General features: G+C 65.3%; 14 protein-coding genes. 9 read left to right on the plus strand and 5 right to left on the minus strand.

Features of this window, described 5'->3' with window-relative positions; genetic code table 11:
- Positions 1 to 5 precede the first annotated feature (5 nt).
- Entirely contained in the window at positions 6 to 1,499 is a 1,494-nt protein-coding gene (gene gatB, locus AC1DYS_RS02800; RefSeq protein WP_477895827.1) for an Asp-tRNA(Asn)/Glu-tRNA(Gln) amidotransferase subunit GatB, read from the plus strand.
- A 35-nt stretch (positions 1,500 to 1,534) separates the two neighbouring features.
- On the opposite strand, the gene AC1DYS_RS02805 is transcribed toward gatB, so the two are convergent.
- Together AC1DYS_RS02805 and pyrE are read right to left on the minus strand one after the other, a co-directional pair.
- The gene (locus AC1DYS_RS02805; RefSeq protein ID WP_477895829.1) at positions 1,535 to 2,176 is read right to left on the minus strand and encodes a DUF4124 domain-containing protein; all 642 of its coding nucleotides are present in this window, start codon (positions 2,174 to 2,176) and stop codon (positions 1,535 to 1,537) included.
- A 55-nt stretch (positions 2,177 to 2,231) separates the two neighbouring features.
- On the minus strand, positions 2,232 to 2,924 hold the full coding sequence (gene pyrE / locus AC1DYS_RS02810; protein WP_477895831.1) for an orotate phosphoribosyltransferase: 693 nt from the start codon (positions 2,922 to 2,924) through the stop codon (positions 2,232 to 2,234).
- A gap of 12 nt (positions 2,925 to 2,936) precedes the next feature.
- On the opposite strand from pyrE, the gene AC1DYS_RS02815 reads away from it, so the two are divergent.
- The 6 genes from AC1DYS_RS02815 to AC1DYS_RS02840 all read left to right on the plus strand — a co-directional run bounded on the left by AC1DYS_RS02815 (position 2,937) and on the right by AC1DYS_RS02840 (position 7,343).
- Positions 2,937 to 3,722: an exodeoxyribonuclease III gene (locus AC1DYS_RS02815; protein WP_047486507.1), complete on the plus strand. Its 786-nt coding sequence runs from the start codon at positions 2,937 to 2,939 to the stop codon at positions 3,720 to 3,722.
- Between the two features lie 46 nt (positions 3,723 to 3,768).
- Complete coding sequence (locus tag AC1DYS_RS02820; protein WP_477895833.1) at positions 3,769 to 4,176, plus strand: DUF3597 domain-containing protein; 408 nt, start codon at positions 3,769 to 3,771, stop codon at positions 4,174 to 4,176.
- 8 nt (positions 4,177 to 4,184) lie between these two features.
- Positions 4,185 to 4,769 carry a DUF937 domain-containing protein gene (locus AC1DYS_RS02825; RefSeq protein ID WP_477895835.1) on the plus strand — a complete coding sequence of 195 codons (585 nt, stop codon included), beginning with the start codon at positions 4,185 to 4,187 and terminating at the stop codon, positions 4,767 to 4,769.
- Between the two features lie 144 nt (positions 4,770 to 4,913).
- Complete coding sequence (locus tag AC1DYS_RS02830; RefSeq protein ID WP_477895837.1) at positions 4,914 to 5,552, plus strand: hypothetical protein; 639 nt, start codon at positions 4,914 to 4,916, stop codon at positions 5,550 to 5,552.
- Positions 5,553 to 5,636: 84 nt separating this feature from the next.
- Entirely contained in the window at positions 5,637 to 6,641 is a 1,005-nt protein-coding gene (locus tag AC1DYS_RS02835) for an AraC family transcriptional regulator (RefSeq protein ID WP_477895839.1), read from the plus strand.
- 39 nt (positions 6,642 to 6,680) lie between these two features.
- Positions 6,681 to 7,343, plus strand: a complete 663-nt coding sequence (locus tag AC1DYS_RS02840) for an alpha/beta hydrolase (protein WP_477895841.1) — start codon at positions 6,681 to 6,683, stop codon at positions 7,341 to 7,343.
- Between the two features lie 100 nt (positions 7,344 to 7,443).
- Here the strand turns inward: AC1DYS_RS02840 and AC1DYS_RS02845 are convergent, their stop codons facing one another.
- Positions 7,444 to 9,204 (minus strand): carbohydrate-binding protein, encoded by a 1,761-nt coding sequence (locus AC1DYS_RS02845; RefSeq protein ID WP_477895843.1) that lies wholly within the window; start codon positions 9,202 to 9,204, stop codon positions 7,444 to 7,446.
- 278 nt (positions 9,205 to 9,482) lie between these two features.
- Between AC1DYS_RS02845 and AC1DYS_RS02850 the strand changes: the two genes are divergently transcribed.
- On the plus strand, positions 9,483 to 10,157 hold the full coding sequence (locus AC1DYS_RS02850) for a helix-turn-helix transcriptional regulator (protein WP_477895845.1): 675 nt from the start codon (positions 9,483 to 9,485) through the stop codon (positions 10,155 to 10,157).
- A 99-nt stretch (positions 10,158 to 10,256) separates the two neighbouring features.
- Positions 10,257 to 10,907 (plus strand): Crp/Fnr family transcriptional regulator, encoded by a 651-nt coding sequence (locus tag AC1DYS_RS02855; protein WP_477895847.1) that lies wholly within the window; start codon positions 10,257 to 10,259, stop codon positions 10,905 to 10,907.
- Here the strand turns inward: AC1DYS_RS02855 and AC1DYS_RS02860 are convergent.
- Positions 10,878 to 13,028 carry a S8 family serine peptidase gene (locus AC1DYS_RS02860; protein ID WP_477895849.1) on the minus strand — a complete coding sequence of 717 codons (2,151 nt, stop codon included), beginning with the start codon at positions 13,026 to 13,028 and terminating at the stop codon, positions 10,878 to 10,880. The genes AC1DYS_RS02855 and AC1DYS_RS02860 overlap by 30 nt on opposite strands.
- Positions 12,916 to 14,052 (minus strand): phosphatase PAP2 family protein, encoded by a 1,137-nt coding sequence (locus AC1DYS_RS02865; RefSeq protein ID WP_477895851.1) that lies wholly within the window; start codon positions 14,050 to 14,052, stop codon positions 12,916 to 12,918. The genes AC1DYS_RS02860 and AC1DYS_RS02865 overlap by 113 nt, the downstream gene beginning before the upstream one ends.
- Between the last annotated feature and the right edge of the window lie 44 nt (positions 14,053 to 14,096).

The following is a 14,096-nucleotide window of genomic DNA, read 5'->3' on the forward strand; positions in this document are numbered from 1 at the left end:
TCACCATGGCAAGCACTCCCAAATTGATCCGCGGCTACGAGGTCGTCATCGGCCTCGAAACGCACGCGCAGCTCTCGACCCGCAGCAAGATCTTCAGCGGCTCATCGACACAGTTCGGCGCGGCCCCGAACACACAGGCTTCGCCGGTCGACCTGGCCTTGCCCGGCACCTTGCCGGTGATGAACAAAGGCGCGGTCGAACGCGCCATTCGCCTCGGCCTCGCCGTCGGTGCCAAGGTCGCGCCGCTGTCGATCTTCGCGCGCAAGAACTACTTCTATCCCGACCTGCCCAAGGGCTACCAGATCAGCCAGTACGAAACGCCGGTGGTGCAGGGCGGTGCGGTCGAATTCTTCGTTGACGGGTCGAACGGCGAGAAGGTGAAGCACAAGGTGAACCTGACCCGTGCCCACCTGGAAGAGGACGCCGGCAAGTCGCTGCACGAAGACTATGCCGGCCAGACCGGCATCGACCTGAATCGCGCCGGCACACCGCTGCTGGAGATCGTGACTGAGCCCGACATGCGATCGAGCGTCGAGGCGGTCGAATACGCCAAGGCCTTGCACGCGCTGGTCGTGTGGCTCGACATCTGCGACGGCAACATGCAGGAAGGCAGCTTCCGTTGCGACGCCAACGTGTCGGTACGCAAGCCCGGCGCGGACTTCGGGACGCGCCGCGAAATCAAGAACCTGAACAGCTTCAAGTTCATGCAGCAGGCGATCGACTACGAGATCCAGTGGCAGATCGATCTCATCGAAGACGGTGGCGAGGTACAGCAGGCCACCGTGCTGTTCAACCCCGACAGCGGCGAGACGCGCGCCATGCGCACGAAGGAAGACGCGGCTGACTACCGCTACTTCCCGGACCCCGACCTGCCGCCGCTGGTGATCGCACCCGAGTGGATCGAGCGCGTGCGCAGCGAGATGCCGGAGCTACCGCGCGTGATGGCCGAGCGCTTCGTGCGCGACGACGAATTGCCAGCGTACGATGCCGCGCTGATGACCCAAAGTCGTGGCATCGCGCGCTACTACCAGATTGTCCGTGAGCGGTCACGGCAATCAAAGCTTGCTGCGAACTGGGTCATGGGCGAAATCTCCAAACGGCTCAATGTGGAGGGCCGCAGCATCGATGACCGCGATCTACCCATCGACGCGTCCACCTTGGGTTCGTTGATTCTGCGCATCGCTGACGGCACGATCTCCAATAGCGGCGCCCGCAAGGCGTTCGACGCGATCTGGGCAGCAGGAAGAGGGTCTGCCGAAGACACGCAAGTGCTTGTCGACGAGACCATTGATCGACTGGGCCTCAAGCAGATGAGCAACACCGGCGAACTCGACCGCATCCTCGATGAGGTGCTGGCCGCGAACGCGAAGTCGGTCGAGGAATACCGCGCCGGCAAGGACAAGGCCTTCAACGCGCTGATCGGCCAAGCCATGAAAGCCACCAAGGGCAAGGCCAATCCGGCCGCAGTGAACGAACTGCTGAAGAAGAAGCTCGGTTAGGGGCGGTTCGCCCTTAACTGCCTCTGCGCATCGAGCTACTTGCTCGATGCCGCCTTCCGGGTCGCGGCAGAGGCAGGCGCAGAAGCCGATGGCAGCACGCCCATCGAACCCACCGGCGTGCCGCTCCACAGCTTCTTCAGCCGGTCGAGTTCCACGTCGTACAACGAGTTGATGCGGGCGATCTCGTCCTTCTGGTTCTGCACCAGAGAACGCTGCGCCGCCGCAGAAGCATCGTTGGCATCGAGTTGCTGCTTGAGCTTGCCGGGCAGCTTCTTGCCCTTGTAGAACTCGACTTCGTCGAGCAGGGGCTTGCGCGCAGCCTGCAGCTCGGCCAAGCGCTCTTCAGAAAACTGGACACCTTTGCGCACGTCGTCGAGCGCCGCTTCACGCGCCCGGGTATGCGCAGCTTCTGTCGGAAAGCGCACCAGCAAGTTGCGATCGCGACGCATCGCGTCTTGTTGTGCGGCACGTTCCACTTCGGCTTGGCGCTTCTTGGCCTCGGATTCGGCCAGCTCGTCGACCGTCATCGTGGGTGGCACAACGCGACGCACAGAACCATCGGCATTCAGCAGACGCTGCTCGCGCGTGAGGCACTCGGCAATCGGCCGGTCGGACGTAAGCCGGCGCCCATTGGCATCGACACAGCTGTAGATCGCGGCCGAACTTGCACCCGCCATGCCCAACAAGACGCAAGCCAATGCGAGCTCCAATGAGCCTGGACGAAACAACAATTCACACGCCATAGCGCTCTCGGTAGGCAGACACGCGAGCAAAGTGCTCGCCCAAGGCTGCGTCCTTGTTTGTCTTCAGATACTGCAGTAAGTCGGCCAGTGTCGCAATGGCGCAAACCGGCAGTTTCAACTGGCGCTCGACGAACTGCACGGCCGACCAGTCGGCGTCGACACCGCCTTCGGAGGCTTTCTCCTGGCGGTCGAGCGCGATCGACACTGCGCAAGGTGTCGCCCCCGCAGCCTGGATCATCGAGATGGATTCGCGCACAGAAGTTCCTGCTGAGATCACGTCGTCAATGATGAGAACGCGGCCGGCCACCGGCGCGCCGACAAGCGTGCCGCCTTCGCCGTGATCTTTCGCTTCTTTGCGGTTGTATGCGTAAGGCACATTGCGGCCCCGGCGCGCGAGCTCGACGGCCACTGCCGACGCCAGGGTGATGCCCTTGTACGCCGGCCCGAAGATCATGTCGAAGGCGATGCCCGAGGCGAGCAGACGCGACGCATAGAATTCTGCGAGGCGCGCAAGCTTGGCGCCGTCATCGAACAGGCCGGCGTTGAAAAAGTAGGGCGACAGCCGCCCGGCCTTGGTCTTGAAATCCCCGAACCGCAACACCTTCGCATCGACCGCGAACTTCACGAAGTCCTGGGCCAGGCGCCCTTGATCCAGTGACTGGTTTTGCGTGTCGGCGCTCATCGGAGGTGTCTCGTGTTTCGTCTGGTGTCTTTGAATCTGAACGGCATCCGTTCTGCTGCCACCAAGGGCTTGCTGCCCTGGGCCGAGGCCCTGGGCGCCGATTGTATGGGGGTGCAGGAGATCAAGGCGCAGGCCGCCGACATCGCCAACCGCTTCGACACCGTGCACGACATGACGGGCTATTTCCATTTCGCCGAGAAGAAAGGCTACTCGGGCGTGGGCGTGTATTCGCGCAAGACTCCGAGTGATGTGGTGGTAGGCATCGGCGCGCCGGAGTTCGATGCCGAAGGCCGCTACATCGAAGTACGTTTCGACACGCCAGCGCGAAAGTTGAGCATCATCAGCTGTTATTTCCCCAGCGGCTCCAGCGGCGAGGAGCGGCAGCTCGCGAAGTTCCGCTTTCTCGCGCTGATGACGCCATATCTGCAGCGGCTGAAGACAGAGCGCGAGTTCATTCTGGTGGGTGACATCAACATCGCTCACAAGGAGATCGACCTCAAGAACTGGCGCGGCAACCAGAAGAACAGTGGCTTCCTGCCCGAAGAGCGCGCATGGATGACGCACACGCTCGACGAGCTGGGCCTGGTCGACGTGTTCCGCACCCTGAACCAGAAGGCCGAGCAATACACCTGGTGGAGCAACCGCGGCCAGGCCTGGGCGAAGAACGTCGGCTGGCGGCTCGACTACCACCTCGCCACGCCCGCCATTGCCGCGCTGGCACGCACCGAGCGCATCTACCTCGACCAGCGCTTCTCCGACCACGCACCGCTGATCATCGATTACGACTTCACGCTGTGACCCTTCCGGCCTACCATGCGTTCCTGACCCCCTCCTGGAGCGCATCATGGGATTCTTCAGCAACATCCTTCAGAAGCTCGGCATGGGGGAGGCTGCGGCCGCGCCCGTGACACCCGCCAGCGCACCGCCCGCTGCTGCGGCGACACCTGCGCCCACCGCCGCCCCCGCGGCCGAGGTGGTCAACCCGATCGCCATGGTCGACGTGGTGACCCAGCTCGAGCAGCGCGCCGCCGCCAACCCGCAGAAGCTCAACTGGAAGACCTCCATCGTCGACCTGCTCAAGCTGCTCGACATCGACAGCAGCCTAGCCGCGCGCAAGGAGCTGGCCAAGGAGTTGCGCTGCCCCGACGAGCTGATGGGCGACTCGGCGCAGATGAACATGTGGCTGCACAAGAACCTGCTGGCACACATCGCGGCCAACGGCGGCAACGTTCCCAAAGAACTCTTCAGCTAGGAGCCGCCATGCAGATCACCGACATCCTCGCCCAGATGGGCGGCATCGAGTCGATGGCGCGCGAACTCGGCGTCAGCGAAAGCCAGGTCGCCAGCGGCGCAAGCGCCCTGGCACCAGCCATCCTCGGCGGGCTCAAGAAGCAGACACAGGCCCAGACCGGTGGCCTGGGCGGCTTGGGCGACCTGCTCGGGCAACTGGGCGGCGGCGGCCTGCTCGACCAGGTGTTGTCGCGCGAGCCCACCGACGTGAGCCAGGGCAACGACGTGCTGGGCCAGATCTTCGGCTCCAAGGACGTGAGCCGCACAGTGGCGCAGAACGCAGCCACCCAATCGGGCCTGAGCCCCGAGCTGCTCAAGAAGATGCTGCCCATGCTGGCCATGCTGGTCACCGGCTACCTGGCCAAGCAGCAGGGAGGCTCGACCGACCAGCCCGGCGCAGACGGAGGTCTTGGAGGTTTGCTGGGCGGCCTGCTCGGCGGGGCACGCAGTGGCGCCGCGCCTGCTGGCGGCGGCCTGGGCTCGATGCTCGACATGAATGGCGACGGCAACGCGCTCGACGACATCCTGCGCATGGCCGGCAAGGCGCTGCGCTAGCGCACCGCACGGCTGCACCCTTTCCGGTCGAGCGAGAAAGGTCGCGTTGCATCCGCTCTTTGGTGGATTCGCGCCTACCTCCAATTTCTAGAATGAAATTTCACTTGTGTGGCGCAAGCAGAAACTGATTTCAGAAGGACCGCGATGAAACACACCCTGATGGCCCTGGCAGCTTTGACTCTGACCGCGGGCGTTCACGCCCAGGAGGTCTACACCGGCATCGGCACGCATGGCGTGATGCTCGGCTACGCGCACCCCCTGTCATCCGACTTCACAGTGCGCGGCGACTTTGGAACTTTCGGCACGCGCAACCACAACGAGCGCGAAGGCGGCATCGACTACGAAGGCAAGCTGACCTACAACCGCGTTGGCCTGTTCGGCGACTGGTTTGCCTTCGGCAACGGCTTTCGCTTCACCGGCGGCGTGACCTTCAACAACATGAAGCTCGATCTCGTCGCCAAGGGCAACGGCCAGCCGATCACGATCGGCAACAACACCTACCCGACCGACTCGACCGACCGCCTCAACGTGAAGGTCGAGTTCCCCAGGACCACGCCGTACCTCGGCATCGGCTATGGCCACCAGCTGAGTGCCGGCTGGGGCTTCGTGTTCGACCTGGGCGCCTCCATCGGCAAGGCCAAGATCAGCGAAACGCATTCGGGCACCAACTTCAGCCAGGCCTCGCAGTCCGACATCGACGCCGAGCTGGCCGAGGTTCGCGACGACGTCGGCAAGATCAAGGCGATTCCGATGATCGCCATCGGCTTCAACTACCGCTTCTAGCCGAGGCGTTCGTGGTGGAAGCCTGCGGTGCATGCAGGCTTCCACCACTCGCGTGGCGCCGGCATGCGTGCTAGCTTGCGCGCCATGGCATCTGCGCATGCAACCGTCTCCATGGCCTATGTGGCCGCGCTGCTGCAAGCGGCCAATGTGTCGCCCAACGACGCGGCGGCGCTCTTCGAGCAGGCCGGTCTCGATGACCACCCCGCGGCCCGCGTCACCGAGCAGCAGTTCGCCGCGCTGTACCGCGGCCTCGCCGTCTCGATGGACGACGAGATGCTGCGGCTCTTCTCGCGCGCGTTCCGGCCCGGCGCACTCAAGTTCACCTGCCTTTCGCTGCTCGACGCCAAGAACCTGATGGTGGCGCTACACCGCTGGGCGTGCGTGTCGCGGCTGGTGCAGGACGATTTCCACATCGACGTGTGGACCGACGACGCGTCGACTCGCATCGCACTCGTGCCGGTGCATGGCGCACCCTTGCCGCAGCCCTTCGCGCTCGATCTCATGCTCAAGGTCATCCACGGCGTGGCCTCGTGGCTGGCGGGCCGGCGCATTCCGCTGCTTCGCGTTGACTTCCCGTTCACGCGGCCCACCTTTTCAGCCGACTATCAGGCGCTGTACCCCGGCCCAGTGTTCTTCAACCAGGCCCAGCCAGCGCTGCACATCGGCCCCGAATGGCTGCAGCGGCCGATCCGCCGCAACAAGCACGAGTTGGACGAGTTCCTGCTGCGCGCGCCGGAAGACTGGCTGTTTGCCGGGCAACACGACGAGCGCCTGAGCCAGCGCCTGCGCGGCTACCTGGCCGAGCGCCTGCCGCTGCCGGCCACCGCCGAGAGCGCGGCCGACGCCTTGCACGTGTCCGCGCGCACGCTGCACCGCCGCCTGGCCGATGAAGGCACCAGCTTCCAGCGTGTGAAAGACGAACTGCGCCGTGACATGGCGGTGCAGCTGCTGACGAAGGGCCGCGCGCCCATCAACACCATCAGCGCGCAACTGGGCTTCGACAGCCCGGCCTCGTTTCACCGCGCCTTTCGCGGCTGGACGGGCGACACGCCGGGGGCTTTTCGCGGGGCGGGCGCGACGATACGCTGAGCCCTTACGATTGGCTCACAGCCAATCTGCGGAGCCTCCATGTCACTTGAAGCCATCGAAATCGAAACCGGCCCTTCGCCGACGCGCACGGTCATCGTGCTGCACGGCCTGGGCGACAGCGGCCACGGTTTCGCGCCTGTTGCCGAAGAGCTGGACCTGAGCGCCCTCGGCCCGGTGCGCTTCGTGTTGCCGCACGCGCCCGAGCAGCCGGTCACCGTCAACGGCGGCTATGTGATGCGCGCCTGGTACGACATCCTCGGCACCAACCTCGCGCGCATCGAAGACGAGCCCGGCTTGCGAAAGTCGGCCACAGAGATCGAATCGCTGATCGCCCTCGAGAACGCACGCGGCGTTCCGAGCTCGCGCATCGTGCTGATGGGCTTCTCGCAAGGATGTGCGATGACGCTGCTCACCGGCCTGCGCCACCGCGAACGCTTGGCGGGTCTCGCTGGCTTGTCAGGCTACCTGCCGCTGGCGGCCACCACGGCTGCAGAGCGCAGCGAGGCGAACCGCGACGTGCCGCTCTTCCTGGCCCACGGCACGCAAGACCCCGTGGTGCCTTACCCGAGCGGCGTGGCCTCGCGCGACGCGCTCGCCGCACTCGGCTACACCATCGAGTGGCACGAGTACCCAATGCCGCACTCGGTGTGCGCGCAGGAGATCGCCGATCTGAACCGCTGGTTGCTGCGCGTGCTGGCCTGAGCGCCGGCCAGAGAGCGCCACAAAGCGCGAATAAAAAAGCCCTCCCTTGTGGGGAGGGCTCAAAGTACGTCAGGGCGATCAGCCCCGCGTTCCAGGCAATTTACTTCCAGTCGGACCCAAGCAGCAGCGGATCGTCAGGCAGACCGAACTGCGAGCTGACCTTCTTGCCGATGGTGCCGGGGCTGGCCAGCGGCGCGCTGCCGCAGCTGCCGGTGGTCGGCTTGATGATGGCCCACAGCATGGCGCCGTCGCGGGCATTGCGCTTGGTGCTGGTGCTGGACAGCACGGCGCCGGCGTAGCGCTCGACCGAGTAGGGCGCATTCACCGTCGCGCCGTACTGGGTCTGCAGGTTGCGCGAACCTTCGCATTGCGCATCGGCGTTGTTGATCACGAGGTTCGCACCGGCCCAGCCTTCGGGTGAACTCTCCAGGCCGATCGACACGATGGTCTTGGCCGGGAACAGGTTGCGATAGTCGTTGTAGGCCACCGTGCCGTCGTAGTGCTCGTAGCGTGCGTCGTAGCTCATCACGTTGACCATGTCGAGCATGTTGGCCACGGCCGGGTACTTGAGCACCACGGCGCGCTCGCGTCCGGCGTTGCCGCCCCAGTACGACATCTTGCCGGCGCAATACGGGTCGCTGGCCGTGCCTGCGGTGCAGTCGGCACCGGTGGACCAGCCGGCCAGCGTGAGCACTCGTCCGCCGCCAGCCTTGTCCACCGCAGCGCGCAGCGCCTTGATCGAATTGGCGTAGCGGTCGACGTCGCCGTCGACCTCGTAGTCGACATCCAGCCCGTCGATGCCCATCTCGCTGATGAAGCTGGCGAGCGCATTGATGATCGGGCCATTGCCCGCCTGGCCTTGCGCTGCGAGCGGGCCCCAGTTGCCGTAGGTCGCGCCGCCGACGGCGAGGATGACCTTGATGTTTCGCTGGTGCAGCACGTCGATCGCGGCCTTGATGTCTTTCGGCGTGGCGTTGAAGTTGATGCCGGTGCCCGAGAAGCTGTTCGTCGCCAGGCCCGCCCACGAGAAGTTCGGGTCCGCGAACGACGCCATCACGTGCGTGTAGGTGCCGGGAATGCGCGCGAACTTGCTGGCGCGGTAGACCTCGCTGGCCGTCTTGCCGGTGGCGTCGAACCAGCTGTCGCTCCAGGTCGGGTAGTAGCCGACATAGACGCGCTTCGTCTGCACGGCCTGGATCGCCTCGGCAGGCAGGCCCGGTGCAGGTGCAGGTGCAGGTGCAGGTGCAGGTGCGGGTGCCGGGGCTGGGGCCGGAGCGGGAGATGGCGCAGGCGCCGGTGCGGGTGCGGGTGCGCCGGTGCAGTTGCCCACTGCTGTCCACGGCTGGCCGCTGCCGGCCGGGCCGCTGTTGGTGCCGGGGTTGTTGCCCTGCGTCCACCAGTTGGCCTTGTAGTTGATGCCGTTGTAGCTGACGGTCGCGCCACCGCTGTATGCCGTCGATGCCGACCAGGCGAGATAGCACGTGCCGCCAGGCGTTGGGGACGGCGCCGGGGCGGGGCTCGGCGCAGGCGCCGGAGAGGGTGCTGGGGCGGGAGAAGGCGCCGGCGCCGACGTCAGCGCGCTCCAGAGAGAAGGTGTCGACGCCGGGTTCCAGTTCGTGCCTGCCCAGGCGGTGTGCGCCACCAGGGCCACATAGTCGCGCCCGCCGTAACTGACGATGGCGCCGACCGCGTAGGTCGAGCCCTCTTTCCAGGCAGGTGCGGTGCTCGCCTGCGCCAACTGAATATCGCCGTCCGTGAGACGTGCCTGCGCAGCGTCGAAGGACGCGGCCGCCTGCACCTGTCCCCACATGCCGGCAATCGCCACGGCCATCACCGACATTCCCAGAGCCTTCGCATTCATCTTGATCTCCTCGTGAGTTGAGACGCCAACGTTCCCCACGGCGCCAACTTCACCGCCAACAGGTATTGCAATGGTATTTACTGCGCAAGATATCACAATACCAGTTAACTGCCAGTTGCAACTGACACGCGTCAGCCTCGAATTGCCCGGCAAATCAGATAGGTGGTGAATAAATCACAAGCGCGATCGGTCAGATTTACAGCCCCTGGCCGGGTGCGAAACCTACCCTTGCTGTCACACGGCTTGCCTGCCGACCGACAACCACAAGGGAACGCGCCATGTTGGAGTCCATCACCACGATCACTCGGCCTGCCAACGTCATCTATGCAGGGCCCGAGCGACGAAGCGGCGACGCCGCCATGGCGGGCTGGCTGGCACGCATGCTGGACGAGATGGACCACGGCATGCTGCTCATCACACCCGCCGGCGAGCTGCGTCATGCCAATCAGCCCGCGCGGCAGGAACTGGCGCATGGGGCCTGCCTGCGCTTGGCCAACGGCCGCGTGCAGGCTTCTCATGCCGATCAGCATGGCGTGCTGCATGAGGTGCTGGTCGATGCAGGGCGTGGCCGGCGTCGGCTCACTTCGATCGGCGACAAGGTGAACGCTCTGTCAGTCGCCGCCGTACCGATGGGCAGCGACCAGGAGGGAGACGAAACGCTGGTGCTGCTGGTGCTGGGCCGGCGCCAGAGCTGCGAAGCGCTGACCGTCGACTTCTTCGCCCGCACGCAAGGCCTTACCAGCGCCGAAGCCAAGGTGCTGCAGGCGCTGTGCGACGGCTTGCGACCGAAGGAAGCGGCCCGCCGCCTCGGCGTGGCGGTGTCGACGATCCGCACGCAGATCAGCAGCATCCGCACCAAGACACAGACCACGAGCATCCGCGACTTGGTCAGCCGCGTCACTGCGCTGCCGCCGATCGCACCGGCGATGAAGTCGTCGGCGTTGTCGCACTAGCACTCGGCATCCACAGGGTGCGCAGCCGCCCATTGCTGCGTTGCGGAACGATCGGTTTTCGCGAGATGATGCGCGGGCCGACCACTCTGCCCGCGCACCATGGACTCCGCTGTCTCGGCGACCCAGCTCGATCCCATCTGGCCCGACAACCTGCGCACGCTGGTGAGCCGCGGCGAGCCACGCCGCTACCGCAAGGGCACGATGCTGATCCACGAAGGCGACATCGGCGACACGCTCTTCATCGTGATGTCGGGTAGCGTCAAGGCCTTCTCCACCAACGAACGCGGCCGCGAAATCATCTACGGCATCTACGGCGCCGGCGAGTACCTGGGCGAGATGAGCCTGGACGGCGGCCCTCGTTCGGCCTCGGTGATCACGCTCGAAGCCACGGTGTGCTCGGTGATCACGCGCAAGACGCTGCGCGAGCACATCGCCGCCAACCCGGAGTTCGCTTTCGAGCTGCTCAACCGCGTGATCCGGCGCGCCCGCATCGCCACCGACAACGCCCGCAGCCTCGCGCTGCTCGATGTGTACGGCCGCCTCGCCAAGGCGCTGAACACCCTGGCCACCGCCATGGTGGGCGACAAGCGCGCGGTACCGCAGCGGCTGACGCACCAGGAACTGGCCAACCGCGTCGGCGCCTCGCGCGAAATGATCAGCAAGCTGATGAAGGACCTCGAACGTGGCGGCTACGTCGCGACCGACGGCGGCCGGCTGTTGCTACTGCGGAGCCTCCCGACCGGCTGGTGAGACGCCCCCGGGCACGACTTGAGTTCGCGGCACCAAGAGGCCAGCGCCGACCGCATTCACATCTGTGTCGGCAGGAGCCTCTCGCGTCAAGTCGATCAACGCACGACGGATCTGCTCAGCCGTCATCGGTTTTTTCCGCGCCGCGAGGATGTCCGCAACCCGTCTCGTTGCAAGTGGTGCCGCCATGCTCGTGCCGTCCAGGAATGCCCGCGTCCCGGTGCGGGGGCCGAGCACTTCGATCGTGTCCTGCTTCAGCGTTCGGCCGGAAGGCGCTGCCAGCGTGACGCCCTCGCGCAGTGGATGATTGCGCGTGGGGCCTGACGCCGAGTAAGACGCCATCGATCCATCAGACAACAAGCAGCCGCCCACCACGATGGTCTTGAACCCGGTCGCGATGCTGCTCAAGGTTCCCTTGACGGACGTCGACGGCCCTTGAAATCGAGACTGCCGCAGGCGGCGGCGGCCGAAGGGAGAATCATCGCGCTCGATCCAGGCATCCACCRTCACAGGCTCGGGCCCGATCGTTCGGACTTCAATGGTCCATGGCCCATACGGAACCGGCGGCCTGCTGGGCTCGAAGGGCTGCGCCACCGACGGGGCGGCACACACCAGCACCAACGGGTCATTGCCCTCTTCGTCCTGGCTGGAGTTGAACACCGCGCTCAAGGGCTCGCCGTCCAGGCGCCAGACCCGACCCCCGCCCGGCCTCACCCAGTTGCTGCCGGCGTGCTGCCCGAACGGCGTCACACGCACTTCGACCGGCACCGGTTTGCCATCCTTCTTGCGCTGGACGCGCAGCTCCAGAAAACTGTCGGAGGGGTCGTCGGGTTCAAGCCCCCACACGAGCGAGGCCGCAGCGCCGTGGCCTGCGAGCGGGACATTGGCGTGGCACCCCATCTCTCGCCCGTTGCCCGCAGCCACCACCACCGCGCGATTGGGGATCTCCAGCATCCGATCGATGGCCCGCTCGAGGACAGACGACCCGTCATGCGGGCCGGCCTGGCCGCCGAAGCTCAGGTTCACGACCACCGGCCGTTTGCCGGCTTTCTCGAAGATGTAGGCCAGGGCGTCCTGCACATGCACCGACAACCACCCGGCCGACGTATCGTCGACGGCCGCCCGCGGCAGTTGCACAAACACGATCTGAGCACCGGCCGCAGCATCGGTGTCGGAGGTGGAGGTGAAGAAGTTGTTCCTGCCGGCTGCCAACCCCGTCACCGCCACGCCGTGCGAGGCGCGGTCATGCGGCAGGTGGTGTTGCGCGCGTGCATAGGCCACGTCCTCCAGGCCTGCGGCGCCGACCTCGGCCGCTTCGGCCATCAAGGCATCGAGCCGATCATTGCTCGCTTCACGTCCGTAGCCAAACGCCGACGGCGTGTGCCAAAGCCTTGAGCTCGAAGGCGCGGCCTCGCCTTGATCCCACAGCCACTCCACCCGCGTGCGGCGTGTTCCGTCGCTTCCTCGGTAGCAGAACTCGTCGTGTGCGAAGGCGCAGCCATCGTCGATGATGCCGATGACGACCTCGCTTCGCGTCAAGCCCACCGGGAGTTCGGGGGCTCTGGTTCGCGAACGAGTGACCGGTGCCTCCTCGTCTTCCCCGGGGATGAGTTGGGGCAGGCCCAGGTCGATTTTGACTTTTCCTTGTTTGAGGTTGCTCAGCACGTCTGCAGAAGGCTTGATCAGTGCGGTGCAACAGAAGTGGCCCTCTCGAGGGTGCCGAAGCATCTCGTCCCTATAGGCCTGGGGCAATGTGATGACGGCGCAGGCGTCCAGGCCATGAACGATTGCAGCATCCGGGGCCTCCAGGGCCACGGGAAGGCAGCCCTGGTAGTTGCGCAAGGGCAGGTGGCGGTTCGGCCCCGTTTCGTCCAACCAGGCCAGATAGGGATCCAAGCCGGACAGAGCCCCTTTGGCCGACCAGTCGAAGCCCGTGACGCGACCCACCCTCAGAGTTTCCCAATCCATGTGCGTTTGCTTTCCGTAAAGAGCGCGCCGAACACGCCAGCGATCAACGGCTGAAGTTCGTGCCGGCCCACTCGGCCTGGGCCTTGCTCCACATCTGCGCCAGGATCGGTGACGACGGGTGTTCCTGATGGAAGGTGGCAATGCGCGCGCAGCCATCTAGTGCGCTCAGCTCCGCCCCGGCGACAGACTGGCTCGTCGGCCCGACGGGTTTGGACACGTTGAATTCCCAGTGCGACCAATCACCGCCACAGCATTGCGCCAAAAAACATCCGGCAACGGCCTCTCCGACCAGCCGCCCTGCAATGAGGTCAACGGGAAAGTGAACTCCCGCGACCACCCGGTTGTCTCCGATGCGGTGAGCGAGCCGGCGCAGCTGAATGGCCGTCACGCTGTGGTCTCCCTGGTTCAGCAAGCGCTGAAACACGGCCGCCATCATGTAGGCCTCGGCCGCATGGCCCATCGGCAAGGATGGATGCGCCGGCGTCAGCAGCATGGGCTGCAACTCCGGCGAGTACTCCACCGGCCGCGGACACGCCAATGCGTACTTGAACCGCATGACTGCGAGCATCACGAATTGAAGCGCCACATCGATCAGCTCCAGCGTCGCGCGGTGGCGCGCAGGCTGCAGATTGAGGATCGTCGAAAAAAAGGCCAGGTGCGGCAAGGCCTGCACGATGATTTCGGAACGCCGGGGATCCACATCGCCCTCAGCTTGGCGCAAGGCCACGATCTCGAGCTGCCTCTCGAAAATGGCTTTGCTCGGTCGCCGCATCGTCAAGAGGGGTTCCATCACCAGGCTGCCCCTGGCCTGCTCGCGCGTGAAACTCAGCTCGGCCACGTCACCGCCGTCTTCCGAGGGGCAGCGAAACCAGCTGCGACTGATCAGCTCGAATTCGCACAGGTAGCCACGCACATTGGCGCCGCACTGCACGAGCGTCGCCGGATCTTCCAAGGGGGGCAGGCGGTCGCCGGTGGTCGTCCAGTCCCTCACGGCCGTCGCCACCGAAATATTCTTTCTGATCTCTGCGCGCGTACCCGAGAGGGCCTCCGCCAGCAAGACATCGCCGGTGACACCGGAGTAGTCGTTCAGGCTGGGTGTGGTGTCGTAGGAGCCCCCGCCCCCATGCGTTGAATGGGTCGAATGAGTGGAATGCGTCGAGTGCGTGGACAGCGTGGTCACGGTTCCTCCTGATGTTCTTTATGCGGCCGCAACCGGCCGGTCGA

This window comes from Rhizobacter sp. P2_G4, assembly GCF_056403575.1.